The organism is Pseudomonas sp. MBLB4123, assembly GCF_051904775.1.
GTDB lineage: Bacteria > Pseudomonadota > Gammaproteobacteria > Pseudomonadales > Pseudomonadaceae > Aquipseudomonas > Aquipseudomonas benzenivorans_B.
The window spans coordinates 965,000-988,814 of record NZ_CP196711.1 but is presented as its reverse complement, the minus strand read 5'-3'; the positions used below and the strand labels follow the sequence as shown (position 1 = coordinate 988,814).

The following is a 23,815-nucleotide window of genomic DNA, read 5'->3' as shown; positions in this document are numbered from 1 at the left end:
GCACTGGAAATGCAAAGGGGCCCGCAGGCCCCTTTGCATTCAGGATGTAACGGTCACGCGTCCGGCGCTGCCTTGGCAGGCGCCTCGCTGTTCTCATAGATCAACAGCGGCTTGGACGAACCGTCGATCACGCTTTCGTCGATGACCACCTTGCTGACTTCCGACTGCGAAGGGATCTCGTACATGGTGTCGAGCAGGATGCCTTCGAGTATCGAGCGCAGGCCACGGGCCCCGGTCTTGCGCTCCAAGGCCTTGTTCGAGACCGCTTTCAGCGCGTCCGGGCGGAACTCCAGCTCCACCCCTTCCATCTCGAACAGCTTGGCATACTGCTTGGTCAGGGCGTTCTTGGGTTCGGTGAGGATCTGCATCAAGGCGGCCTCGTCCAGCTCCTCCAGGGTCGCGATGACCGGCAGGCGGCCGACGAACTCGGGAATCAGGCCGAACTTCACCAGGTCGTCCGGCTCCACCTCACGCAACGACTCGCCGACCTTCTTGCCCAGATCCTTGCTGCGCACCTCGGCATTGAAGCCGATCCCGCCCTTGGTCGAGCGCCCCTGGATGACCTTCTCCAGGCCGGAGAAGGCACCGCCACAGATGAACAGGATGTTGCGCGTGTCGACCTGCAGGAACTCCTGCTGCGGGTGCTTGCGGCCGCCCTGCGGCGGGACCGAGGCGACGGTACCTTCGATCAGCTTGAGCAAGGCCTGCTGCACGCCCTCGCCCGACACATCGCGAGTGATCGAGGGGTTGTCGGACTTGCGCGAAATCTTATCGATCTCGTCGATGTAGACGATGCCCATCTGGGCCTTCTCGACATCGTAGTCGCACTTCTGCAACAGCTTCTGGATGATGTTCTCGACATCCTCCCCGACGTAACCCGCCTCTGTCAGGGTGGTGGCATCGGCGATGGTGAACGGTACGTTGAGCAGGCGCGCCAGGGTCTCGGCCAGCAGGGTCTTGCCCGAACCGGTGGGACCGATCAGCAGGATATTGCTCTTGCCCAGTTCGACGTCGTCCTTCTTGTCGCGCTGATTGAGGCGCTTGTAGTGGTTGTACACCGCTACCGAGAGGACCTTCTTCGCACGCTCCTGACCGATCACATACTGATCCAGGATGGTGCTGATCTCCTTGGGCGCAGGCAACTTGTGCGCACTGCTCTCGGCCTGAGCTTCCTGCACCTCCTCGCGGATGATGTCGTTGCACAGGTCGACGCACTCGTCGCAGATAAAGACAGAGGGCCCGGCAATCAATTTGCGTACTTCGTGCTGGCTCTTGCCGCAGAAGGAGCAATAAAGCAGCTTGCCGTTGTCCTCGCCGTTGCGGGTATCAGTCATTCGATCAATCCAATACGGTAGGCTTGAAACACAAGATGAAGGCAAATGCGGGCGTTTTCAAGCCCGCGCGGCGGCTGGAACAATCCAGCCGCCCCATACGCAAGCCGCTTAGCCCGCCAGTTGACGCTTGCTCAGCACCTGATCGATCAGGCGATACTTGACCGCATCCTCGCCGCTCATGAAATTGTCGCGGTCGGTGTCGCGGGCGATCACTTCGATCGGCTGGCCGGTGTGGTCGGCGAGGATCTTGTTCAGCCGCTCGCGAATGGTCAGGATCTCGCGGGCATGAATCTCGATGTCCGAGGCCTGGCCCTGGAAGCCGCCCAGGGGCTGATGGATCATCATCCGCGAGTGCGGCAGGCAGTAACGCTTGCCCGCGGCGCCGCCGGCCAGCAGCAAGGCGCCCATGCTGCAGGCCTGACCGATGCAGATGGTCGACACATCGGGCTTGATGAACTGCATGGTGTCGTAGATCGACATGCCCGCAGTCACCGACCCGCCCGGCGAGTTGATGTACAGGTGAATGTCCTTGTCCGGGTTCTCGGCCTCGAGGAACAGCAACTGGGCCGCGACTAGGTTGGCCATGTAGTCCTCGACCGGGCCGATCAGGAAGATCACCCGCTCCTTGAGCAGACGCGAGTAGATGTCGTAGGCGCGCTCGCCGCGAGCCGACTGCTCGATCACCATCGGCACCAGGCCGCCGGCAGCTTGGATGTCAGGCATGTGTTGCATAAAAGGATTGCGGGACATGTCTTGCACTCGCTCCCTAAATAGTCATGTCACAAATACGCATAAGCCAGCGCGGAGGCTGGCTTATGGCGTGTTCGAACGAGGTAAAGAATCAGTCGGCTTTGGGCGCTTCCGCCGGCTTGACAGCTTCTTCGTAAGAGACCGCTTTGTCGGTCACGTTGGCCTTCTGCAAAACAGTATCTACAACTTGCTCTTCCAGCACAACCGAACGCACTTCGTTCATTTGCTGGTCGTTTTTGTAGTACCAGGCCACGACCTGCTCGGGCTCCTGATAGGCCGAAGCCATCTCCTGGATCAGCTCACGCACGCGCTCTTCGTCCGGCTTCAGCTCGAACTGCTTGACCACCTCGGCGACGATCAGACCGAGCACCACACGACGCTTGGCCTGCTCCTCGAACAACTCGGCCGGCAGCTGCTCAGGCTTGATGTTGCCACCGAACTGCTGGACCGCCTGCACACGCAGACGATTGACTTCGTTGCCCAGCAGCGCCTTCGGCACCTCGATCGGGTTGGCCGCCAGCAAACCGTCCATCACCTGGTTCTTGACCTTGGACTTGACGGCCTGGCGCAGCTCGCGCTCCATGTTCTTGCGCACTTCGGCGCGGAAACCTTCCAGACCACCGTCCTTGACGCCGAACTGGGCGAAGAACTCGTCGTTCAGCTCGGGCAGCTGCGGCGCGGAAACGCTGTTTACCGTGACGCTGAACTCGGCGACCTTGCCGGCCAGGTCCAGGTTCTGGTAATCCTCGGGGAAGGTCGGGTTGATGACGCGCTCTTCGCCCGCCTTGGCACCCACCAGGGCGTCTTCGAAGCCCGGAATCATGCGACCGGAGCCCAGCACCAACTGGGTGCCCTTGGCCGAACCGCCGGCGAAGGCTTCGCCTTCGATCTTGCCGACGAAGTCGATGTTCAGCTGATCACCATTCTCGGCGGCGCGCTCGGCGACCTCGAAACGGGTGTTCTGCTTGCGCAGAATGTCCAGCATGTTGTCCACGTCGGCATCGCCGACCTCGGCCTGCAGGCGCTCGATCGCGATGGACTCGAAACCCTGCACCTGGAACTCCGGGAACACCTCGAAGGTGGCCACATATTCCAGATCCTTGCCCTTCTCGAACGGCTTCGGCTCGACAGCCGGAGCACCGGCCGGGTTCAGCTTCTGCTCGACAACGGCCTCATAGAAGGTCTCTTGGATCAGGTCACCCAGGGCTTCCTGGCGCGCGGACGCTTCATAGCGCTGGCGGATCACGCTCATCGGCACTTTGCCGGGACGGAAGCCAGGAACCTTGGCACGACGGGCAGTCTGCTGCAGACGCTTGTTGACTTCAGTCTCGATGCGCTCGACGGGAACGCCGACGGTCATGCGGCGCTCAAGAGCAGAAGTGCTTTCAACAGAAACTTGCATGGATATTCCTCGTTGCACAGACATAAGCCGGCCGTTTCCGGCCCCAGATCAAGGGCATGCATTCTAGAGGGTCAATTTACAGAAGTCACCCTAGATGCAGGCGGCAATCGGGAGGGAAAGAAGATGGTGCGGACGGAGAGACTCGAACTCTCACACCTTGCGGCGCCAGAACCTAAATCTGGTGTGTCTACCAATTTCACCACGTCCGCGTGGTCAGACTATAAAACAAAAACGCCAGGCTTTCGGCCTGGCGTTTTGGAATATGGGGTGGACGATGGGGATCGAACCCACGACACCAGGAGCCACAATCCTGTGCTCTACCAACTGAGCTACGCCCACCATATTACGCTTTGCTTGTGCCAAAGCTGCCAAATGGCACGCCCGGCAGGACTCGAACCTGCGACCATCCGCTTAGAAGGCGGATGCTCTATCCAGCTGAGCTACGGGCGCCTATCCATCTGCAAGCGCAGACTTAAAGCTTTCGGCTTCGGCGGAGGCTTTGCAACCTCTGCCTTTGCCGTCTTACCCAGCGACTGGCTGTGCTCGACAAGCGGGGCGCATGTTATAGAGGCACCCATGGGCCGTCAACACTAATTTTAAAAAAAGTTCAGCGAGATAAAGGGGTTACGCGAAAATCCTGGGGTGGCGCCTTTGCCGCACCGCCTCGCCATGCGAGAATGCGCGTCCTTTTTCAATCCTTTCCAATGGTTTATCTAGCGCAATGACCGCACAATTGATCGACGGCAAAGCGATCGCCGCCAGCCTCCGCCAGCAGATCGCCCAACGGGTCGCCGAGCGACGCGAGCAGGGCCTGCGGGCCCCCGGCCTGGCGGTGATCCTGGTCGGCAGCGACCCAGCCTCTCAGGTCTATGTCGCGCACAAGCGCAAAGACTGTGAAGAAGTGGGCTTCCTCTCCCAAGCCTACGACCTACCGGCCAGCACCAGCCAAGAGGAACTCCTGGCGCTGATCGACCGCCTCAATGACGATCCGAGCGTCGATGGCATTCTGGTGCAACTGCCACTGCCCGCTCACATGGACGCCTCCTTGCTGTTGGAGCGCATTCGTCCGGACAAGGACGTGGATGGTTTCCACCCCTACAACATCGGCCGCCTGGCCCAACGCATGCCATTGCTGCGCCCCTGCACGCCGAAGGGCATCATGACCCTGCTGCAGAGCACCGGCGTGGACCTCTACGGCCTGCATGCCGTGGTCGTGGGCGCCTCGAACATCGTCGGCCGGCCGATGGCCATGGAACTGCTGCTCGGCGGCTGCACCGTCACCATCACCCACCGTTTCACCAAGGACCTGCCACAGCATGTCGGCCAGGCCGACATCGTGGTGGTCGCAACCGGCAAGCCGGGCCTGGTCAAGGGCGAGTGGATCAAGGAGGGGGCGATCGTCATCGATGTGGGGATCAACCGCCAGGCCGATGGCAAGCTGATCGGCGACGTGGTGTACGAAACCGCCCTGTCCCGCGCCGGGTGGATCACGCCGGTGCCCGGCGGTGTCGGCCCCATGACCCGTGCCGGCCTGCTGGAGAACACCCTGCACGCGGCTGAACACCTGCACGACTGAACCCAGGGTTCAGAGACGAGAAACGGCACCCGAGGGTGCCGTTTTCTTTTGCGCGGAGCAGCCGCTCGTGCGGCTACTTCTGCGCCTGCTGCCAGGACTTCAGCAACTGGTCATAGCCGATGGTTTCCCCTTTGGGCTTTTCGTTGGCCAGCTTGGCCTTCGGCGCCCCCGGCTGATCCAGCCAGTACTGCCGGTCACGCGGCTCGTTCAACTTGGGGCCGCACTCACCCAGCACACCGGAGCGCTCGAGACGACCGAGCATGGTGTCCTGCGCCGCCGCCAGGCCATCGAGCGCCTCCTGCGGCGACTTGTCGCCGCTGGCCGCTTCGGCGATGAACTGCCACCATAGCTGCGCCAGGCGCGGGTAGTCCGGCACGTTGGTGCCGGTCGGCGTCCACTGCACCCGGGCCGGACTACGGTAGAACTCCACCAGCCCCCCCAGCTTGGGCGCCGCATCGGTCATCGCCTGGGAGTTGATGTCCGACTCGCGGATCGGCGTCAGGCCGACCAGGGTCTTCTTCAGCGACACGGTCTTGGAGGTGACGAACTGGGCGTACAGCCAGGCTGCCAGGCGCTGCTTCTCCGGCGTCGACTTGAGGAAGGTCCAGGAGCCGGCATCCTGATAGCCGAGCTTCATCCCCTCCTCCCAGTACGGGCCCTTGGGCGAGGGCGCCATGCGCCACTTCGGCGTGCCGTCGCCGTTGACCACCGCCAGCCCCGGCTTGGTCATGTCCGCAGTGAAGGCGGTGTACCAGAAGATCTGCTGGGCGATGTTGCCTTGGGCCGGCACCGGGCCGGCCTCGGAGAAGGTCATACCCTGGGCTTCCGGCGGCGCATACTGACGCATCCAGTCGACATACTTGGTGGTGGCGTAGACCGCCGCCGGGCCGTTGGTGTCGCCACCGCGCTCGACACTGGAGCCGACCGGCCGGCAACCGTCGACACGGATGCCCCACTCGTCCACCGGCAGGCCGTTGGGCAGCCCCTTGTCGCCGCCACCGGCCATGGAGAACCAGGCATCGGTGAAGCGCCAGCCCAGGGACGGGTCCTTCTTGCCGTAATCCATGTGACCGTAGACACGCTGGCCGTCGATCTCCTTGACCTTCTCGGAGAAGAACTCGGCGATGTCCTCGTAGGCCGACCAGTTGACCGGCACCCCCAGCTCATAGCCGTAGATTTCCTTGAACCTGGTCTTGAGTTCCGGGCGCTCGAACCAGTCGGCGCGGAACCAGTAGAGGTTGGCGAACTGCTGGTCGGGCAGCTGGTACAGCTTGCCGTCCGGGCCACTGGTGAAGGACAGGCCGATGAAGTCCTGCAGGTCCAGGGTCGGCGAGGTCACCGCCTTGCCCTCGCCTTCCATCATGTCGCTGATCGCCACCGCCTTGCCGTAGCGGAAGTGGGTGCCGATCAGGTCCGAATCGTTGATGTAGCCGTCGTAGATGTTCTTGTCCGACTGCATCTGGGTCTGCAGCTTCTCCACCACGTCGCCTTCCTGCATCAGGTCGTGCTTGAGCTGGATGCCGGTGATCTCGCTGAACGCCTTGGCCAGCACCTTGGACTCGTATTCATGGGTGGCGATGGTTTCCGAGGCGACGCTGATGCTCATGCCGCGGAACGGTTCGGCCGCCTTGATGAACCACTGCAGCTCGGCCAGCTGCTGTTCCGGCGTCAGGGTCGAGGGATTGAATTCCTCGGCGATCCATTTCTTCGCCGCCTCCTCGTAGGCATCCGCCCAGGCCGCGCCGCTCAGGCCGGACAGCGCCAGCAAGGCGGCCAGGGCCATGCTATGTCGGGTGTTGTTGTTATTGTCGAACATGGAGACCTCCATCTCAGGTTTTATAAGAGGCCGCGCATCGCCCGCTCCTCGCCACCGCAACCTTGCCGGCGGCGCAGCCCGGGCGCCGCGGATCAGCCCCAGCGCATCACTGCAAACAGCCACAACAGGGACAGCAACGAGGCTATCCAGACGCTCCAGTCGGTCGCGCCGACCACCAGCAAGTGCAGGTAGGCGCTGCCGAGCAGACCGATAAACAGGCGATCGCCCCGAGTGGTGGCAATCGGCAGAAAGCCCTTGCGCTCCATGCAGGGCGAACGAATTTCCCAGACCGTCATGCCCACCAGGGTCAGGGCGATGGCCCCGAAGAACAGGCCCGTCGGCAGGGTCCACGCCATCCATTCCATCGTCTTCTCCTTAAACCCGACCCAGGGCGAAGCCCTTGGCCACGTGGTTGCGCACGAACCAGATCACCAGCATGCCCGGCAGGATGGTCAACACCCCGGCCGCCGCCAGCACGCCCCAGTCGATCCCCGAGGCCGACACGGTGCGGGTCATCACCGCGACGATCGGTTTGGCCTCCACCGAGGTCAGGGTGCGCGCCAGCAGCAGTTCGACCCAGGAGAACATGAAGCAGAAGAACGCCGTCACGCCGATGCCCGAGCCGATCAGCGGGATGAACAGCTTCACGAAGAATTTCGGGAAACTGTAGCCGTCGATATAGGCGGTCTCGTCGATCTCTTTGGGCACCCCGGACATGAAGCCCTCGAGAATCCACACCGCCAGCGGCACGTTGAACAGGCAGTGGGCCAGAGCCACGGCGATATGGGTGTCGAACAGGCCGATGGAGGAATACAGCTGGAAGAACGGCAGCAGGAACACCGCCGGCGGCGCCATGCGATTGGTCAGCAGCCAGAAGAACAGGTGCTTGTCGCCGAGAAAGCGGTAGCGCGAGAAGGCATAGGCCGCCGGCAGCGCCACGCTCAGCGAGATCAGGGTGTTGAGGCTGACGTAGTAGAGCGAGTTGAGATAGCCCCGGTACCAGCTGGGGTCGGTGAAGATCACCCGGTAGTTGTCCAGGGTGAAGCCTTGCGGCCACAGGCTCAGCCCGCCGAGTATCTCGGTGTTGCTCTTGAACGACATGTTCAGCAGCCAGTAGATCGGCACCAGCAGGAACAGCAGGTAGCCCAGCAGCACCAGACGTTTGCGTATGCTCATGGTCGGCCTCAGCGATGCGTGTCGTCGTGGGTCATGGCCGTATAGAACAGCCAGGACACCAGCAGGATGATCAGGAAATACACCAGGGAGAACGCCGCCGCCGGCCCCAGGTCGAACTGGCCGACCGCCATCTGGGTCAGGGTCTGGCTGAGGAAGGTGGTGGCATTGCCCGGCCCGCCGCCGGTGAGCACGAAGGGCTCGGTGTAGATCATGAAACTGTCCATGAAGCGCAGCATCACGGCGATCAGCAGCACGCTCTTGAGCTTGGGCAGCTGGATGTGGCGGAACACCGCCCAGGCCGAGGCGCGGTCGATGCGCGCCGCCTGGTAATAGACGTCGGGTATCGCCCGCAGACCCGAGTAGCACAGCAGGGCCACCAGCGAGGTCCAGTGCCAGACGTCCATGACCAGCACCGTGACCCAGGCGTCGCCGGTGTCGGAGGCATAGTTGTAGGCCACCCCCAGCTCGTTGAGGCTCCAACCCAGCAGGCCGATGTCTGCGCGACCGAAGATCTGCCAGATGGTGCCGACCACGTTCCACGGGATCAGCAGCGGGATGGCCATGAGGATCAGGCACAAGGAGGCCCAGCGCCCCCTGGTCGGCATGCACAGGGCGATGCCTATCCCCAGGGGAATCTCGATCAACAGCACGCAGGCCGAGTAGACGAACTGGCGCAGCAGCGAGTCGTGCAGGCGGGTGTCCTGCAGCACCTGGCGGAACCAGTCGACGCCGACGAAGTAGCGGCTGGACTGGTCGAAGATGTCCTGCACCGAATAGTTGACCACCGTCATCATCGGCACGATGGCGCTGAAGGCCACCAGCAGGAAGACCGGCAGCACCAGCCACCAGGCCCGGTTGTTGTGCACCTTGCTCATGCCTGCTCCTCCGCCTGTGCGCTTTCGACCAGCACGTCGTCGGCATAGAGCATCAGCCACTGCGCCGGGAAGCTGATGTAGGCCTGCTTGTGCGGCACCTGCTGGTCCTCCTGCAAGCGTGCCTTGAGCAGCTGCTCGCCCAGGCGCAGGGTGACAATCTTGTAGGTGCCCAGGTCCTCGACATGCACCACCTCGCTACGCAAGGCGCCCTCGTAGGGACCCTCCCAGACGTGCACGAACTCGGGGCGAATGCCGGCCTGCAGGCGCTGGCCGCCGCACTCGGCCAGGCGCCGGTTGAGGGCATCGGCCAGCGGCAGTTCGATGGCGCCGAAGCGCACCCCGCCCGGGCAGCGCTCCACCTCGATCAGGTTCATCCCCGGGCTGCCGATGAAATAGCCGACGAAGGTGTGGCTGGGGCGCTCGAACAGCTCCCGCGGCGTGCCGAACTGGACGATCTGGCCGCCGTACATCACCGCGATCTTGTCGGCGAAGGTCGAGGCCTCCAGCTGATCGTGGGTGACGTAGACCATGGTGATGTTGAACTGCTCGTGGATCTGCTTGAGCTTGCGCCGCAGTTTCCATTTCAGGTGCGGGTCGATCACGGTCAGCGGCTCGTCGAAGAGGATCGCCGACACGTCGTCGCGCACCAGGCCGCGGCCCATGGAGACCTTCTGCTTCTCGTCGGCGGTCAGGTTGCGCGCCTTCTTGTGCAGCAGCGGATGCAGGTCGAGCACCTCGGCGATCTCGTGCACCTTGCTCAGCACCTTGGCCTCGGCCAGGCCCTGGTTACGCAGGGGAAAGGCCAGGTTGTCGAACACCGTCATGGTGTCGTAGACCACCGGAAACTGGAAAACCTGGGCGATGTTGCGCTGCTCCGGGGGCAGCGCGTTGACCGCCTTGGCGTCGAACTGCACCTCGCCGTGGGACGGCTTGAGCAACCCGGAGATGATGTTGAGCAGGGTCGACTTACCGCAGCCGGAGGGGCCGAGCAAGGCATAGGCCCCGCCCTGCTCCCAGACGTGGTTCATCTCGCGAATGGCGTAGTCCTGGGGCCCGGTCGGCGTGCGGCTGTAGCTGTGGGCCAGGTTATGCAAGCGTATCTCGGCCATCAGGCACTCCTCCCCATGCGGCGGCTGGGCGCCTGGGCGAGGCGCCCGTTGGCATCGAAGACGAACAGCTTGTGGGTCGGGATGTAGATGAGGATCGGCGTGTCGACGTCGTACTCGTGCACGCCCGGTAGATGCAGGACCAGGGAGAAGTGCTCGTTGCCCACATGCAGGAAGGTCTCCGAGCCGCTGATCTCCGCCAGTTCGACGGTCACCGCCAGCTCCAGGTCGTCGTCGTTGGACGGCACCAGGCCGATGTGGCTGGGGCGCACGCCGAAACGGTAGGCGCCCTCACCCAACTCGCCCAGATCGGGGTTGCGCGGGAAATGCACGGCGTTCTCGAAACTCACCTCGGCGGCACTGACCTGCCCGTCCAGCAGGTTGATCGGCGGCTCGGAGAACAGTTCGGCCGCCAATACCCGCTGCGGCCGGTGATAGACCTCGGCGGTCTTGCCGCTCTGCACCACCCGGCCCTCGTGGAGAACGGTGGTGGTGCCGCCCAGGGCCAGCGCCTCGTTCGGCTCGGTGGTGGCGTAGATGGCGATGGTGTGGCGCGCCCGGAACAGCTCGCGCATCTCCTGGCGCAACTCTTCGCGCAGCTTGTAATCCAGATTGACCAGCGGCTCGTCGAACAGCACCAGGTCGGCCTCCTTGACCAGTGCCCGGGCCATGGCCGTGCGCTGCTGCTGACCGCCGGACAGCTCCAACGGGTGGCGCTGCAGCAGCTTCTCGATATGCAGCATGCGCGCCGTTTCCTCGACCTTCTGCACGATTTCGGCCTGGCCGACCCCGGCCTGACGCAACGGCGAGGCGATGTTCTCGAACACCGTCAGGGTCGGGTAGTTGATGAACTGCTGGTAGACCATCGACACATTGCGCTTGCGCACCGGCACACCGGTCACGTCCGCGCCGTTCATCAGGATGCGGCCGCTGGTCGGCCTGTCCAGCCCCGCCATCAGACGCATCAGGCTGGTCTTGCCCGCCAGGGTGCGACCGAGCAAGACATTGAAGGAACCGGGTTCGAAGGTCAGGCAGGCGTCGTCGATATGGACCTGGTTGTCGACGATGCGGCTGACATGTTCGAGGGTAAGCGACATGGCGTGCCCTTAATTGTTGTTATGTCCTGCGGTATGAACCGCCTTGCCAGGACATAGCGACAACCATGCCAGCTCATCCACGCCCACCTTAATAATCTGCAAGCCATTGAAATACTTATGGATTAATCAGAATCCCGTCACCACCGAAACACCCTCCTGAACAGCTGAACACTGTTCAGCCTGAACAACTGAACAGCGCAGGCGTTGACAATGAACAGGGGCGAACAACATCCTGCGCGCTGGATAACGACGGCGCACAGCGATTTGCCGCCCGATAAGAACAAGAACATGCAGGTGATCGGACCACCTTATGAAGGACGCCAGCCAAGCGCTTCCCCACGCGACCATCATCCAGGACTCCTGGGCCCGCTGCCGTGAATACGGCCTGCTCCACCACAGCCCCCCGAGTTTCAGCCCCCCGACCGATGGCGAAGTATCGGCCCTGCTGGAGCGGCAGCAGTTTCTGGTGCAGACCACCCAGCGGGAGGTGCTGCCCTACTACGAGAACATCCTCGCCAACTCCAATTGCCTGATCATGCTGGCCGACAGCCAGGGCCAGCTGCTGCAGTCCTGGGGCGACCGACGCTTTATCGAACCGGCCCTGGCGCCCGGTTTCGTCGCCGGCGCCAGCTGGCTGGAGCGCCATGCCGGGACCAATGCCATAGGCACCGCCCTGAGCAGCACCCAGGCCGTGCATATCCAGCACGACGAGCATTTCCTCAAGGCCAACCGCTTCATGACCGGCTCGGCCTCGCCGATCTTCGACGCCCAGCGGCAGATGATCGGCGTGCTGGACGTCTCCAGCGACAGCTACCTGCCGCCCTCCCACACCCTGGGCATGGTCAAGATGATGAGCCAGTCGGTGGAGAACCGCCTGATCCTCAACCTGTTCCAGGGCCGCTACTTCCAGCTGATCTTCAACACCGGGCTGAACAACCTGGACAGCCAGTGGGCCGGCCTGCTGATCTTCGACGAGACCGGCCTGGTGGTGTCCGCCAACCGCCGCGCCGACAGCCTGCTGGGCATCAGCCTGTCACGGGTGACGGTGGAGAGCCTGTTCGATCTGCCCTTGCGGCAACTGCTCAATCAGCCCGAAGGTCTGCCGTTCGCCTTGCGCGGCGCCGGCCGTTACCGTTTTCACGGCCTGCTCAAGCGCCCGCAGCAGGCCGCGGCGATCCAGGCGCGGGACTTTCGCCCCGCGCCGCCGCCCGGCACAGCGAATAGCGCCCAGGCCCTCGCCCTGGACGCGATCGACCTCGGCGACCCGCGGGTGGCCAAGGCCGTGCGCCAGGCCGAACGCCTGCTGGAGAAGGACATCCCGATCCTCGTCCACGGCGAGACCGGGGTCGGCAAGGAAGTCTTCGTCAAGGCCCTGCACCAGGCCAGTTCCCGCGCCAACCAGGCGCTGATTGCGGTCAACTGTGCGGCCATCCCCGCCGAACTGGTGGAGTCCGAACTGTTCGGCTACGAGAAGGGGGCATTCACCGGCGCCAACCAGAAAGGCAGCATCGGCCTGATCCGCAAGGCCCACAAAGGCACGCTGTTCCTCGACGAGGTCGGCGACATGCCGCTACGGGTACAGGCCCGCCTGCTGCGGGTGCTGCAGGAGCGCTGCGTGCAGCCCCTGGGCAGCAGCGAGCTGTATCCGGTGGATATCCGCCTGATCTCAGCCACCAACCGCCCGCTGCGCCAGGACGTCGACGGTGGCCTGTTCCGCCAGGACCTCTACTACCGCATCAGCGGCCTCAACCTGGAACTGCCGCCGCTGCGCGAGCGCAGCGACAAGCAGGCCCTGTTCCAGCGCCTGTGGAACCACCATCGCGAACCCCAGCAAGGGGCGGGGCTGAGCCGCGAGGTGCTGGAACTGTTCGAGCGACACCCCTGGCCGGGTAACCTGCGCCAGCTCGGCAGCGTGCTGCAGATTGCCCTGGTCATGGCCGAGGAGCAACCGATTCGGGCCGAGCACCTGCCCGACGACTTCTTTGCCGACCTGGCCGAACGCAGCGGCCCAGACAGCCCCCTCGAACACCACAAGCCCCGGCCTCATGTCGAGACCGGCGACCCTGACCTGGCCAGCCAGTACCAGGCCTGCGGCGGCAATATCTCGCACCTGGCCCGGCACCTCGGGGTCAGCCGCAATACCCTGTACAAGCGCCTGCGCGAACAGGGCCTGAAGCCTTAGTCGGCCAGGCGCGGCCTCAGGAGGCCAAGGCGGCGTGCCGGCCGGCCCTGGCCGCCAATAGCTGCGTCGCCCCCTCGGGCCGGCGCGTGAACCAGATGACCCGGCTCACCCCGCGGGTGATGGCCACATAGGCCAGGCGCAGGCTCTCGTCCCGCATGGCCTGGTCGTAGCTGTTGCGGAACAGCCCCGAGTAGGCATAGAGCGCATTGCGCAGAGGGTGCGGCTGCGGCGCCACGCAGTCGTCGACTATGATCGCCACCTCGGCCTGCAGGCCCTTGGCCCGGTGGATGCTGTAGGCCTTGACCGGCAAGCGGCTGTCCAACCCGGTCTGGATGTCGCGCAGCGGCTCGTTGCGCCGACTCAAGACCAGCACTGCCGTACGCTCGGTGGTGCCGCGGCTGGCCACCCGGGCGCACTGCTGCTCGATCTCCTCGAGCAGCTTGGGCAGGTGCTGCTTGATCTCGAAGCCCGTGCTCAATCTGACGCCGTGATCGCCGGGGCGCACCGCCCGGAAGGCCTGGCTGGACTTGGCCTGCTTGACCTCGACGGCGTCGAGCACCGCCTCCGCATCGCGGATCACCGGCTCGACCGACCTGTAGTTGGTGGTCAACAGCAGCACCTGGCTACGCTGCGAGCGCCCCCGGCTCGGGAAGTGGCGATCGAAGTCCATGAACAGCTCGGGGGAGCTGCCCCGCCAGCCGTAGATAGACTGCCAGTCGTCGCCGATCGCCATCAGGCTGACCGCCTCGCCCTGGCGCGCCAGACTGCCGTGTACGGCGCGCAACCACTGGACGATCTGCGGCGAGATATCCTGGAACTCGTCGATCAGCAGGTGGCTGAGGGGGGCCAGCGGCGTGGTCGAGGCCGCGCCCTCGCCGGGCTCGAACAGCCGGGTGAGGCGCAGGAAGGCGCCGTTGAAGGTCATCAGGCCCTGCTCGTCCAGGCAGGACTCGAAGGCGCGCCAGAACAGCAGCAGGGCCTCGACGAACAGGCGCTCGCCAGCCGCGCAGGCCAGCGTCTCGGGGCGCATCCGGTCCAGTTCGATGCCGATGCTCTGCATGAACCCGGCCTGCCCATAGAAGGCCTCGAACAGCGGCACGGGCGTGAATTCGCCGTCCAGCCTGTAGCCGTCCAGCGGCGCCTTCGCCCCCCGGACCGCAGGGACCGGCTCCGGCTGGCCGAGCAAGGCGTGCACCCGCCACCTGAACTCCGCCTCCTCGTCATAGCAACGCTGATAGGCCTGCTGCAGCAGGCGGCGCTGGGCGGGGCGCAGGCGCGAAACCGCCAGCGGGTTGTCCGGCTCCTCGGCCGCCGCCCGCTTGTCGTCCAGCTGCTCGAACCACACCGGCGTGCCCAGCACCTCCCGGGCCAGCGTGGCCATGGCCGAATGGAAGGTGCGCACGCAGCGCCGCGCCGCCTCGGCATCGAAGGGGCAGTGCCAGAACCGCAGCAGCCGAAGCAATTGCTCGCGCAGCTGGGCACAGGACGCGTTGGTGAAGGAGATCACCGTCAGGCGCGCGGGGTCGATCCCCAGGTGCGCCAGCATGAACACCACCCGCAGCACCAGGGTCGTGGATTTGCCCGAACCCGCCCCGGCGAAGATCCGGGTCAAGGGCCGATCGCCGAGGATCATCGCCCACTGCTCGTCCGACGGCGGGCCGATCAACCCCGCCGCCACCGCCTGGTCCACCTTCTCGCGCATGGCCTGGACCTGCCGCTCCTCGACCCTCACCCGGCCGGGGCCATAGATGCCGGCGGCGGGCGCCTTCTTCGACCTGGGCTTGCCGCGGGGCTTGGCGGCCTTGCGCGCCCCCGTGGCTTTCGCCTTGCCGGCGCCGCCCTGCTTCGCCTTGGCCCGTGTCTTTACCGGCGTCTTGGCCGAGGGGCCGCCCAGGGCACCGGCCCTCTCCGCCCGCAGATAGGCCGTAGTACGCGGGAAGTAACGCACCAGAACGTCGGAGACCAGCGCCTTGTAGCGCCTGACAGCTGACAACATTCGCCGCCTCCCATTAGGTTGCCTGTATATACCATTGAATAATAAGGGATTTTATAGAGACCTGAGTCACGCGCCCCTTGCCCCCTATCGGCTGCGCACAAAGCCCGGCCAACAAAAAGGCCGCATTCAAGCGGCCTTCTCGTGGCTCGGACTCGGACTTACTCGGCCAGGCGCCAGGTGGTGCCGCCCTTGCCGTCTTCCAGCACCACGCCCATGGCGGTGAGCTGATCGCGGATGCGGTCGGACTCGCCCCAGTTCTTCTCGGCGCGGGCCTGCAGGCGCGCGGCGATCAGCGCCTCGACCTCGGCGGCGTCGACCCGGCCGGCGGCGCCGGCCTGGAGGAAGGCATCCGGCTCCAGCTGCAGCACGCCGAGCAGCCCGGCCAGCGCCTTGAGGCGCGCCGCCAGGCCGGCCGCGGCCTGCAGGTCGCTGTCGCGCAGACGGTTGACCTCGCGCACCATCTCGAACAGCACGGCGCAGGCTTCCGGGGAGTTGAAGTCGTCGTCCATCGCCGCGGCGAAGCGCGCGGCGAAGGCCTCACCGCCGGCCGGCGCCGCCTCGGGCAGGCCGCGCAAGGCATGGTAGAAACGCTCCAGGGCGCCCTTGGCTTCCTTGAGGCTGTCCTCGGAGTAGTTGATCGGGCTGCGGTAGTGGCTGGCGACCAGCAGGTAGCGCACCACCTCGGGGTGGTACTTGTCCAGCACCTCGCGGATGGTGAAGAAGTTGCCCAAGCTCTTGGACATCTTCTCGCCGTCCACCCGCACCGCGCCGGCATGCATCCAGGCCTTGGCGTAGAGCTTGCCGGTGGCCGCCTCGCTCTGGGCGATCTCGTTCTCGTGGTGCGGGAACACCAGGTCCGGGCCGCCGCCGTGGATGTCGAAGGTCTCGCCCAGGCAGCAGGTGGACATCACCGAACACTCGATGTGCCAGCCCGGCCGCCCCTTGCCCCAGGGCGAATCCCAGCTCGGCTCACCCGGCTTGGCGCCCTTCCACAGGACGAAGTCCAGGGGGTCTTCCTTGACCTCGTCGACCTCGATGCGCGCGCCGACCTTCAGCTCGTCGATCTTGCGCCGCGACAACTTGCCGTAGGTTTCGAACTTGCCGACCCGGTAGTAGACGTCGCCGTTGCCCGGGGCATAGGCGAATCCCTTGTCGATCAGGGTCTGGATCATCCCGTGCATGCCGGCGATGTGGCCGGTGGCGCGGGGCTCCTGATCCGGGCGCAGCACCGACAGTCGTGCCTCGTCCTCGTGCATGGCGGCGATCATGCGCTCGACCAGGGCCTCGAACGGCTCGCCGTTCTCCTGTGCACGCTTGATGATCTTGTCGTCGATATCGGTGATGTTGCGCACGTAGTTCAGCGCATAGCCGCTATGGCGCAGCCAGCGGGCGATCACGTCGAAGGCCACCATGACCCGCGCATGGCCGATGTGGCAGAAGTCGTAGACCGTCATGCCGCACACGTACATGCGCACCTGGTTGCCCACCAGCGGCTGGAAGGCTTCCTTGGTCTTGCTCAGGGTGTTGTAGATCGACAGCGCCATCACTGACCTCCCCAGGAGTCGCGCAGGGTCACGGTGCGGTTGAACACCGGGGCGCCCGGCCGGCTGTCCTTGAGGTCGGCGCAGAAGTAGCCCTCACGCTCGAACTGGAAGCGCTCCTCCGGCTGGGCCTGGGCCAGGGACGGCTCGGCGCGGCAGCCCTTCAGCACAGTCAATGATTCTGGATTGATGTTGTCCAAAAAGCTGGCGCCCTCCTCGACCTTCTCCGGGTTGGCCGCGCGGAACAGGCGGTCGTACAGGCGCACTTCGCACTCGACGCTCTCGGCGGCCGGCACCCAGTGGATCACGCCCTTGACCTTGCGGCCCTCGGGGTTCTTGCCCAGGGTGTTCTCGTCGTAGCTGCAGCGCAGCTCGACGACGTTGCCGGCGGCGTCCTTGATCGCCTCGTCGGCGCGGATCACGTAGCTGCCGCGCAGGCGCACCTCGCCCCCCGGCACCAGGCGCTTGAAGCCGGCCGGCGGGTTTTCCTCGAAGTCGCCGGCGTCGATGTAGAGCTCGCGGCTGAACGGCAGTACGCGCACGCCCATGTCCTGCTTGGGATGGCGCGGCAGCTCGAGGTTTTCCACCTGGCCTTCGGGGTAATTGCTGATCACCACCTTGAGCGGCTTGAGCACGCACATGGCGCGCGAGGCGTTGGCGTCCAGGTCCTCGCGGATGGCGAACTCGAGCATGCCGATGTCCACCACGCCGCCGGCGCGGTTGACGCCGATCATGTCGCAGAAGGTGCGGATCGACGCCGGGGTGTAACCGCGGCGGCGGTAGCCGGACAGGGTCGACATGCGCGGGTCGTCCCAGCCCTCGACGTGCTTCTCATCGACCAGCTGCTTGAGCTTGCGCTTGCTGGTGATGGTGTAGTTCAGGTTGAGCCGGGCGAACTCGTACTGGCGCGGCTGCGCCGGCACCGGCAGGTTGGCCAGGAACCACTCGTACAGCGGACGATGGTCCTCGAACTCCAGGGTGCAGATCGAATGGGTGATGCCCTCGATGGCGTCCGACTGGCCGTGGGTGAAGTCGTAGCTGGGGTAGATGCACCACTTGTCGCCGGTCTGGTGATGATGGGCGTGGCGGATGCGGTAGAGGATCGGGTCGCGCAGGTTCATGTTCGGCGAGGCCATGTCGATCTTCGCGCGCAGGGCGCGGGCACCATCGGCGAACTCGCCGGCCTTCATGCGGGCGAACAGGTCGAGGTTCTCCGCCACCGAGCGCTCGCGGAACGGGCTGTTCTTGCCCGGCTCGGTGAGGTTGCCGCGGTACTCGCGGGCCTGGTCCGGCGACAGGTCGCAGACATAGGCCTTGCCCGCCTCGATCAACGCCACGGCCCAGTCGTGCAGCTGGTCGAAGTAGTCGGAGGCGTAGTGCTCCTCGCCGGCCCACTGGAAGCCCAGCCACTGCACATCGCTCTTGATCGCGTCGATGTATTCCTGGTCTTCCTTGGCCGGGTTGGTGTCGTCGAAGCGCAGGTTGCACTCGCCGCCGAACTCCTTGGCCAAGCCGAAGTTCAGGCAGATCGACTTGGCATGGCCGATGTGCAGGTAACCATTGGGCTCCGGCGGGAAACGGGTGATGATCTTCGTGTGCTTGCCCGAATCCAGGTCGGCCTGGACGATGGGGCGCAGAAAGTTCGTGGCGGCGGGAGTCTCTGGCTTGCTCATGGGGTCCTTGATCATGCAGGTGCGGCGCAGGGTAGGCCGGCTAAAACAAAGCGCTTATCATAGCCGAAGCTGTCAACCCCCTGACAGGCCTTCGAATTTCTCGACAGAGCGAATCCCCCATGATCAAGCTGCACACCAACCACGGCGTCATCACCCTCAAGCTGTTCGAAGACAAGGCCCCGGAAACCGTGGCCAACTTCAAGGAATACGTGAAGGCCGGCCATTACGACAACACCGTGTTCCACCGCGTGATCAGCAACTTCATGATCCAGGGCGGCGGTTTCGAGCCGGGCATGAAGCAGAAGCCGACCCGCGCACCGATCAAGAACGAAGCCAACAACGGCGTCTCCAACAAGGTCGGCACCGTCGCCATGGCCCGCACCATGGAACCGCACTCGGCCTCCGCGCAGTTCTTCATCAACGTCGCCGACAACACCTTCCTCGACCACAGCGCGCCGACCGTGCAGGGCTGGGGCTATGCGGTATTCGGCGAAGTGAGCGAAGGCATGGACGTGGTCGAGAAGATCAAGGGCGTGGCCACCACCATGAAGTCCGGCCACCAGGACGTACCGGTCGACGACGTGGTCATCGAGCGTGCCGAGATCGTTGAGTGATCCTACTGATCTCCGACCTGCATCTTGAAGAGGAGCGCCCGGACATCAGCCGGGCGTTTCTGCATTTTCTGCAGACCCGCGCCAGCCAGGCCGAGGCGCTGTACATCCTCGGCGACTTCTTCGAGGTGTGGATCGGCGACGACGCCATCAGCCCCTTTCAACGCTCCATCGCCCAGGCCCTGCGCCAACTGAGCGACGGCGGCACGCGCCTCTACCTGATGCACGGCAACCGCGACTTCCTGATCGGCCAGGCGTTCTGCCGCGAGGCCGGCTGCACCCTGCTGAAGGACCCGAGCCGGATCGAGCTGAACGGGGAGCCGGTGCTGCTGATGCACGGCGACAGCCTGTGCACCCGGGACGAGGCCTACATGCGCCTGCGCCGCTGGCTGCGCAACCCGCTGAGCCTGTTCATCCTGCGCCACCTGCCCCTGGCCACCCGGCACAAGCTGGCGCGCAAGCTGCGCAAGGAAAGCCGCAGCCAGACCGCGATGAAGGCCAACGACATCGTCGACGTCACCCCCGCCGAGGTGCCGCGGGTCATGGCGGCCCAGGGCGTGCGCACGCTGATCCACGGCCACACCCACCGCCCGGCCGAACATCAGCTGCAGGTCTCAGGTCAGCCGGCGCGACGTATCGTGCTGGGCGACTGGGACAAGCAGGGCTGGGCCCTGCAGATCGACGGAGAAAACTGGCAACTGGCGCCCTTCCCCCTCGGCTGAGCCGGGCTGCGACACCTCGCCTAGCGCTGCAGCGCGGCCTGGCGCTCGTAGCGCCGGTACTGCGGGCTTGCCTCTATGGTCTGCGCCAGGCGCTGAGTCGCTTCGTTGACCTGCTCGGCGACGAACAGGGTGATGTCCGTGCCCGGCAGCGGCGGCAGCCCGTCCTCTATGACCCGCAGCCCCGGTTCCAGGGTCGAAAGCGGAATGATCCCCACACCTATCCCCGCGCGCACCGCCGCCAGCACCCCGGCCCTGCTCTGGCTGGTGAAGGCGATGCGATAGGCTATCTGCGCCCCGGCCAGCACCTTGGCGGCCGAATCGCGGTGATAGCAGCCCTCGACGAACACCGCCAGCGGCAGCGGTTGGCGGGCATGGGTCGAGTGCGCCTCGGCGCCCACCCAGACCAGCTGGTCGCGAAACAGGCGGCGACCGCCCGTGGACGAGGCCGGCATCTCCACCAGGGCCAGGTCCAGCCTGCCCTCGGCCACCAGCGCCGCCAGATGCTCGGGGCGATGGTCGCAGACCACCTCCAGGCAGGCTTCCGGATAGCTCAGCACGAAAGCCTCCAGCAGCGGCGTGAGGCTGCGGGTGGCGTATTGATCATGGGTGCCGAAGCGCACCTGCCCCCCCACCTCGGCATGCTGGAAGCTGCCGAGGATGCGGTCGTGCAGGTTCAGCAACTGTGGGGCGCAGGATTTCAGCTGTTCGCCGGCCTGGGTCAGGCGGACGCCGTACTGGCCGCGCTGCAGCAATTCGGCCGAGACCAGCTCTTCCAGGCGGCTGAGCTGCATGCTGATGGTCGAGGGCGCGCGGTGCAGGCGCGCGGCAGCGGTGGTCAGGTTGAGCGTCTCGGCGACCACCACGAAGGTACGCAGCAAGGCTATGGGCAAGTCGCGCATCACAGAATTCAACCTTATTGAAAGTAGTGCTCAATATTTATCGTTTTCATGAACGCTGACAAGTCTCTATGTTAGCCGGCATCCAGCTCATCCCTGCGAGCTGCCACGGAGCCTGAATCAATGCGGATGCCCACCACCTTCGGCATGAACCAGATCGTCAGCCACGGCTTTGGCATGTTCCTGTTCGCCGCCCTGATGCCCTTCATGCGCGAAGCCATCGAGATCAGCGCCTGGCAGCTGGCGACCATCGGCGCCCTGACCCAGGTGGCCTATCTCGCCGGGGCCATGCTCCTCGGCACGCTCGGCCACCGCCTGGGCACCGGGCGTCTGGTCCTGCTGACCGGCATCTTCAGCAGCACCCTGCTGCTGTGCATGGCGCAATTGCGCGATCCGCTGCTGATCACCCTGACCCTGACCTGCCTGGCGGCCAGCGCGGCGATCAGCTGGGGTTGCATCGTCGAGATCGTCAGCCGCTGCGCCCGCGCCGAGCAGCGCTCGACCTATCTGTCCTGCGCCTCCAGCGGCACCGCCTGGGGCTATGCCCTCAACGGCCTGCTGATCCTCGTGGTGGTGCCGCTGCTCGGCTGGCAGGCCAGCTGGCAGGTCGCCGGGCTGTTCGGCCTGCTGGTGGTGGCCCTGACCTGGCACATGCTGCGCGACCTCAAGGCGGCACCCGCCGAAGCGGTCGAGGGCCTGGTCCCGGTCGACGCGGCGATTCCGACTTCGCGACTGTTCGCCACCATCATCGGCGAGCGCACCGCGCTGTTCGCCTGCCTGATCTGCCTGCTGGTCGGCTTCACCACCATGCCGTTCTCCTACTGGCTCAACAGCTACCTAGATGAACTCAGCCTGCCGGCGGCGCTGGGCGGCTACACCTGGGCGACGGTGGGGGGCACGGGCATGGTGGCCGGCTTCATCACCGGCAAGCTGGCCGACCGCCGGGGTCATGGCACCGCACTGATGGTGATCTTCAGCGGCTTCGCCCTGGGGCTGCTGGCGTTTGTCGCCGACCCGGGCAAGTTCGCCCTGGTCGCCGGTTTCGGCTACGGCCTGATGTACTTCCCGATGTGGGGCATAGTCGCCGGCTGGGTCAACCAGCACCACTCCTCGACCGCGACCATGCAGATCAGCGGCATCTGCATGGTGACCTTCGGCCTGGGCGGGACTCTGGGCAACCTGCTGGCCGGCTATATCCGCGAAAGCACCGGCTCGCTGCACGACGTGTTCCTGGTGCTGAGCGCCGCGTCCCTGCTGCTGGTGGCCCTGGCCGTGGTCATCCTGCGCGGCAATCGCAAGGTGCTGCCGATCGTCCCGCCGGCGGCTGGCGCCTGTTGAGAGAGCCGCAGCGGCTGTCGCCACACGCCTGGTGACAGCCCGCCTCGCTACGACTTAGGCGGCCGCGCCGCTGTGGAAGCGGAACTCCTTGTCCGGCGTGAGAATCGCCTCGCGCTCCACCTCGGCGAAGTAGGCCACCCGCTCGTCGATCGATTCGCCGGCATAGTCCCGGGCCATCTTCAGATAGCCCTGGTAGTGGCGCGCCTCGGACTTGAGCAGCGAGCGGTAGAACTGCCCCAGCTCCTCGTCCAGGTGCGGCGCCAGGCGGAAGAAGCGCTCGCAGGAGCGCGCCTCGATGAAGGCGCCGACGATCAGGGTGTCCACCAGCTTGTGCGGCTCCGAGCTGCGGATGTGCTTGTGCAGGCGCTGGGCGTACAGGGCCGCGCTGACCGGCCGGTAGGCGATACCGCGCTTGGCCATCAGCGCCGCGACCTGTTCGAAGTGACGCAGCTCCTCACGGGCCAGACGCGACAAGTTGTACTGCAGATCGGCCTTCTCGATATAGCGGAACAGCAGGGTCATGGCCGTCGAGGCGGCCTTCTTCTCGCAGTTGGCGTGGTCGATCAGCATGATGTCCTGGTGCTCCAGGGCCTGGGCAATCCAGGCGTCAGGCGTGGGACAGCGGAGAAAGGCTTCGATCTCGGGTAGCAGTTGCATAGGCTCACGAATGGGGTGGCAGCGCCGGCTGGCGGACAAGGCCGGCCATTATACGAATGACGAGGGGAACAGCCAGCCGCGGCGTTGACTGCGGTCAAGACAAGGGGCTGCGGCGCCATCTATAGTGGTCTCACCGCACCATCCATTTCGCAGGGAGACGATCATGCAAGCGATACGCAGCATTCTGGTGGTCATGACGCCGGAACAACCGGAAGGCCTGGCCTTGAAAAGGGCCAAACTGATCGCCGGGGTGACCCAATCACAGCTGCACCTGCTGGTCTGCGACAAGAAACACGACCATTCGGCCTACCTCCACGACCTGAGCAGCAGCCTGCAGCAGGAAGGCTTCAGCGTCTCCAGCCAGCAGGCCTGGCACGAGAACCTGCACCAGACCGTGATCGCCGTGCAGCAGGCCGAAGGCTGTGGCCTGGTGGTCAAGCAGCATTTCCCCGACAACCCGCTGAAGAAGGCCCTGCTCACTCCCGACGACTGGAAACTGCTGCGTTACTGCCCCAGCCCGGTGCTGATGGTCAAGACCGACAGGTCCTGGATCGGCAGCAGCATACTGGCGGCCGTGGATGTGGGCAATTCCGACGCCGAGCACCGCACCCTGCATGCCAGCATCATCAGCCACGGCTACGACATCGCCGCGCTGGCCAAGGCCGAGCTGCACGTGATCAGCGCCCACCCGGCGCCGATGCTGTCCGCCGCCGACCCCACCTTCCAGCTCAAGGAAACCATAGAGGCGCGCTACCGCGAGGAGTGCAAGGCTTTCCAGGCCGAATACGAGATCGCCGGCGAGCGCCTGCATATCGCCGAAGGTCCGGCCGACGCCCTGATTCCGCAGGTTGCGCGGCAGCTGAATGCCGCCGTCACGGTGATCGGCACCGTCGCCCGCACAGGCCTGTCCGGCGCGCTGATCGGCAATACCGCCGAGGTGATTCTCGATTCGCTGGAGAGCGACATCCTGGTGCTCAAGCCGGCGGACATCATCGCCCATCTCGAAGAGCTGGTCGCCCAGCGCTGAGACAGAGCCCGCCGCGGAGGCCTGGGACAAGCCCGCACGG

Annotated in this window: 20 protein-coding genes and 3 tRNA genes; 6 read left to right on the top strand and 17 right to left on the bottom strand. The window is 65.0% G+C overall.

Annotated features, from left to right (window positions below; translation table 11 throughout):
- Positions 1–53: 53 nt before the first annotated feature.
- From clpX to ACSX1C_RS04820, 6 genes are all read right to left on the bottom strand, one after another.
- Positions 54–1,334 (bottom strand): ATP-dependent Clp protease ATP-binding subunit ClpX, encoded by a 1,281-nt coding sequence (clpX, locus tag ACSX1C_RS04845; RefSeq protein ID WP_318641610.1) that lies wholly within the window; start codon positions 1,332–1,334, stop codon positions 54–56.
- Between the two features lie 108 nt (positions 1,335–1,442).
- A complete protein-coding gene (clpP, locus tag ACSX1C_RS04840) occupies positions 1,443–2,084 on the bottom strand; it encodes an ATP-dependent Clp endopeptidase proteolytic subunit ClpP (protein WP_208707018.1) in 642 nt (213 codons plus the stop codon).
- Positions 2,085–2,175: 91 nt separating this feature from the next.
- A complete protein-coding gene (gene tig / locus ACSX1C_RS04835; protein WP_439888477.1) occupies positions 2,176–3,486 on the bottom strand; it encodes a trigger factor in 1,311 nt (436 codons plus the stop codon).
- Between the two features lie 124 nt (positions 3,487–3,610).
- Positions 3,611–3,695, bottom strand: a tRNA-Leu gene (locus ACSX1C_RS04830).
- Positions 3,696–3,749: 54 nt separating this feature from the next.
- Positions 3,750–3,825: transfer RNA gene (locus ACSX1C_RS04825), tRNA-His, on the bottom strand.
- Positions 3,826–3,859: 34 nt separating this feature from the next.
- Positions 3,860–3,936 (bottom strand) — tRNA-Arg (locus ACSX1C_RS04820).
- A gap of 271 nt (positions 3,937–4,207) precedes the next feature.
- On the opposite strand from ACSX1C_RS04820, the gene folD reads away from it, so the two are divergent.
- Entirely contained in the window at positions 4,208–5,062 is an 855-nt protein-coding gene (folD, locus tag ACSX1C_RS04815) for a bifunctional methylenetetrahydrofolate dehydrogenase/methenyltetrahydrofolate cyclohydrolase FolD (protein WP_439888476.1), read from the top strand.
- A 73-nt stretch (positions 5,063–5,135) separates the two neighbouring features.
- On the opposite strand, the gene ACSX1C_RS04810 is transcribed toward folD, so the two are convergent.
- The 6 genes from ACSX1C_RS04810 to ACSX1C_RS04785 form a co-directional block, all read right to left on the bottom strand.
- Positions 5,136–6,878: an ABC transporter substrate-binding protein gene (locus tag ACSX1C_RS04810; protein ID WP_439888475.1), complete on the bottom strand. Its 1,743-nt coding sequence runs from the start codon at positions 6,876–6,878 to the stop codon at positions 5,136–5,138.
- Between the two features lie 92 nt (positions 6,879–6,970).
- On the bottom strand, positions 6,971–7,243 hold the full coding sequence (locus ACSX1C_RS04805; protein ID WP_439888474.1) for a DUF2160 domain-containing protein: 273 nt from the start codon (positions 7,241–7,243) through the stop codon (positions 6,971–6,973).
- Between the two features lie 10 nt (positions 7,244–7,253).
- Positions 7,254–8,054 carry a carbohydrate ABC transporter permease gene (locus ACSX1C_RS04800; protein ID WP_318641622.1) on the bottom strand — a complete coding sequence of 267 codons (801 nt, stop codon included), beginning with the start codon at positions 8,052–8,054 and terminating at the stop codon, positions 7,254–7,256.
- 8 nt (positions 8,055–8,062) lie between these two features.
- Positions 8,063–8,929: a carbohydrate ABC transporter permease gene (locus ACSX1C_RS04795; protein ID WP_439888473.1), complete on the bottom strand. Its 867-nt coding sequence runs from the start codon at positions 8,927–8,929 to the stop codon at positions 8,063–8,065.
- Positions 8,926–10,038 carry an ABC transporter ATP-binding protein gene (locus ACSX1C_RS04790; RefSeq protein WP_439888472.1) on the bottom strand — a complete coding sequence of 371 codons (1,113 nt, stop codon included), beginning with the start codon at positions 10,036–10,038 and terminating at the stop codon, positions 8,926–8,928. The genes ACSX1C_RS04795 and ACSX1C_RS04790 overlap by 4 nt, the downstream gene beginning before the upstream one ends.
- Positions 10,038–11,132 (bottom strand): ABC transporter ATP-binding protein, encoded by a 1,095-nt coding sequence (locus ACSX1C_RS04785; RefSeq protein ID WP_439888471.1) that lies wholly within the window; start codon positions 11,130–11,132, stop codon positions 10,038–10,040. Before ACSX1C_RS04785 ends, ACSX1C_RS04790 begins: the two co-directional genes overlap by 1 nt.
- Before the next feature lie 310 nt (positions 11,133–11,442).
- Between ACSX1C_RS04785 and ACSX1C_RS04780 the strand changes: the two genes are divergently transcribed.
- Positions 11,443–13,314 (top strand): sigma-54-dependent Fis family transcriptional regulator, encoded by a 1,872-nt coding sequence (locus ACSX1C_RS04780; RefSeq protein ID WP_439888470.1) that lies wholly within the window; start codon positions 11,443–11,445, stop codon positions 13,312–13,314.
- A 16-nt stretch (positions 13,315–13,330) separates the two neighbouring features.
- Here the strand turns inward: ACSX1C_RS04780 and ACSX1C_RS04775 are convergent, their stop codons facing one another.
- From ACSX1C_RS04775 to ACSX1C_RS04765, 3 genes are all read right to left on the bottom strand, one after another.
- The gene (locus tag ACSX1C_RS04775) at positions 13,331–15,310 is read right to left on the bottom strand and encodes a UvrD-helicase domain-containing protein (protein WP_439888469.1); all 1,980 of its coding nucleotides are present in this window, start codon (positions 15,308–15,310) and stop codon (positions 13,331–13,333) included.
- Between the two features lie 158 nt (positions 15,311–15,468).
- Entirely contained in the window at positions 15,469–16,854 is a 1,386-nt protein-coding gene (cysS, locus tag ACSX1C_RS04770) for a cysteine--tRNA ligase (protein WP_439888468.1), read from the bottom strand.
- On the bottom strand, positions 16,854–18,524 hold the full coding sequence (locus ACSX1C_RS04765; protein ID WP_439888467.1) for a glutamine--tRNA ligase/YqeY domain fusion protein: 1,671 nt from the start codon (positions 18,522–18,524) through the stop codon (positions 16,854–16,856). Before ACSX1C_RS04765 ends, cysS begins: the two co-directional genes overlap by 1 nt.
- Before the next feature lie 119 nt (positions 18,525–18,643).
- On the opposite strand from ACSX1C_RS04765, the gene ACSX1C_RS04760 reads away from it, so the two are divergent.
- Positions 18,644–19,138, top strand: coding sequence for a peptidylprolyl isomerase (locus ACSX1C_RS04760; protein WP_439888466.1), 495 nt, complete (start codon positions 18,644–18,646; stop codon positions 19,136–19,138).
- Complete coding sequence (gene lpxH, locus ACSX1C_RS04755; RefSeq protein WP_439888465.1) at positions 19,135–19,857, top strand: UDP-2,3-diacylglucosamine diphosphatase; 723 nt, start codon at positions 19,135–19,137, stop codon at positions 19,855–19,857. The genes ACSX1C_RS04760 and lpxH overlap by 4 nt, the downstream gene beginning before the upstream one ends.
- Positions 19,858–19,877: 20 nt before the next feature.
- Here lpxH and ACSX1C_RS04750 read toward each other — a convergent pair whose 3' ends face one another.
- On the bottom strand, positions 19,878–20,756 hold the full coding sequence (locus tag ACSX1C_RS04750) for a LysR substrate-binding domain-containing protein (RefSeq protein ID WP_439888464.1): 879 nt from the start codon (positions 20,754–20,756) through the stop codon (positions 19,878–19,880).
- A gap of 120 nt (positions 20,757–20,876) precedes the next feature.
- Here ACSX1C_RS04750 and ACSX1C_RS04745 point away from each other — a divergent pair, with 120 nt between their 5' ends.
- Positions 20,877–22,091: an MFS transporter gene (locus ACSX1C_RS04745; RefSeq protein WP_439888463.1), complete on the top strand. Its 1,215-nt coding sequence runs from the start codon at positions 20,877–20,879 to the stop codon at positions 22,089–22,091.
- A gap of 54 nt (positions 22,092–22,145) precedes the next feature.
- Here ACSX1C_RS04745 and ACSX1C_RS04740 read toward each other — a convergent pair whose 3' ends face one another.
- A complete protein-coding gene (locus ACSX1C_RS04740) occupies positions 22,146–22,748 on the bottom strand; it encodes a tRNA-(ms[2]io[6]A)-hydroxylase (protein ID WP_439888462.1) in 603 nt (200 codons plus the stop codon).
- Between the two features lie 163 nt (positions 22,749–22,911).
- Here ACSX1C_RS04740 and ACSX1C_RS04735 point away from each other — a divergent pair, with 163 nt between their 5' ends.
- The gene (locus ACSX1C_RS04735) at positions 22,912–23,775 is read left to right on the top strand and encodes a universal stress protein (protein WP_439888461.1); all 864 of its coding nucleotides are present in this window, start codon (positions 22,912–22,914) and stop codon (positions 23,773–23,775) included.
- Positions 23,776–23,815 lie beyond the last annotated feature (40 nt).

Bases quoted from the DNA above. Each gene is read 5' to 3' on its own strand.
- folD (WP_439888476.1), top strand. From the start codon at position 4,208: ATGACCGCACAATTGATCGACGGCAAAGCGATCGCCGCCAGCCTCCGC.
- ACSX1C_RS04800 (WP_318641622.1), bottom strand. From the start codon at position 8,054: ATGAGCATACGCAAACGTCTGGTGCTGCTGGGCTACCTGCTGTTCCTG.
- ACSX1C_RS04745 (WP_439888463.1), top strand. From the start codon at position 20,877: ATGCGGATGCCCACCACCTTCGGCATGAACCAGATCGTCAGCCACGGC.
- ACSX1C_RS04805 (WP_439888474.1), bottom strand. From the start codon at position 7,243: ATGGAATGGATGGCGTGGACCCTGCCGACGGGCCTGTTCTTCGGGGCC.
- ACSX1C_RS04775 (WP_439888469.1), bottom strand. From the start codon at position 15,310: ATGTTGTCAGCTGTCAGGCGCTACAAGGCGCTGGTCTCCGACGTTCTG.
- ACSX1C_RS04810 (WP_439888475.1), bottom strand. From the start codon at position 6,878: ATGTTCGACAATAACAACAACACCCGACATAGCATGGCCCTGGCCGCC.
- cysS (WP_439888468.1), bottom strand. From the start codon at position 16,854: ATGGCGCTGTCGATCTACAACACCCTGAGCAAGACCAAGGAAGCCTTC.
- ACSX1C_RS04735 (WP_439888461.1), top strand. From the start codon at position 22,912: ATGCAAGCGATACGCAGCATTCTGGTGGTCATGACGCCGGAACAACCG.
- clpP (WP_208707018.1), bottom strand. From the start codon at position 2,084: ATGTCCCGCAATCCTTTTATGCAACACATGCCTGACATCCAAGCTGCC.
- ACSX1C_RS04765 (WP_439888467.1), bottom strand. From the start codon at position 18,524: ATGAGCAAGCCAGAGACTCCCGCCGCCACGAACTTTCTGCGCCCCATC.
- ACSX1C_RS04795 (WP_439888473.1), bottom strand. From the start codon at position 8,929: ATGAGCAAGGTGCACAACAACCGGGCCTGGTGGCTGGTGCTGCCGGTC.
- ACSX1C_RS04760 (WP_439888466.1), top strand. From the start codon at position 18,644: ATGATCAAGCTGCACACCAACCACGGCGTCATCACCCTCAAGCTGTTC.
- ACSX1C_RS04750 (WP_439888464.1), bottom strand. From the start codon at position 20,756: ATGCGCGACTTGCCCATAGCCTTGCTGCGTACCTTCGTGGTGGTCGCC.
- clpX (WP_318641610.1), bottom strand. From the start codon at position 1,334: ATGACTGATACCCGCAACGGCGAGGACAACGGCAAGCTGCTTTATTGC.
- ACSX1C_RS04790 (WP_439888472.1), bottom strand. From the start codon at position 10,038: ATGGCCGAGATACGCTTGCATAACCTGGCCCACAGCTACAGCCGCACG.
- ACSX1C_RS04785 (WP_439888471.1), bottom strand. From the start codon at position 11,132: ATGTCGCTTACCCTCGAACATGTCAGCCGCATCGTCGACAACCAGGTC.
- ACSX1C_RS04780 (WP_439888470.1), top strand. From the start codon at position 11,443: ATGAAGGACGCCAGCCAAGCGCTTCCCCACGCGACCATCATCCAGGAC.
- ACSX1C_RS04740 (WP_439888462.1), bottom strand. From the start codon at position 22,748: ATGCAACTGCTACCCGAGATCGAAGCCTTTCTCCGCTGTCCCACGCCT.
- tig (WP_439888477.1), bottom strand. From the start codon at position 3,486: ATGCAAGTTTCTGTTGAAAGCACTTCTGCTCTTGAGCGCCGCATGACC.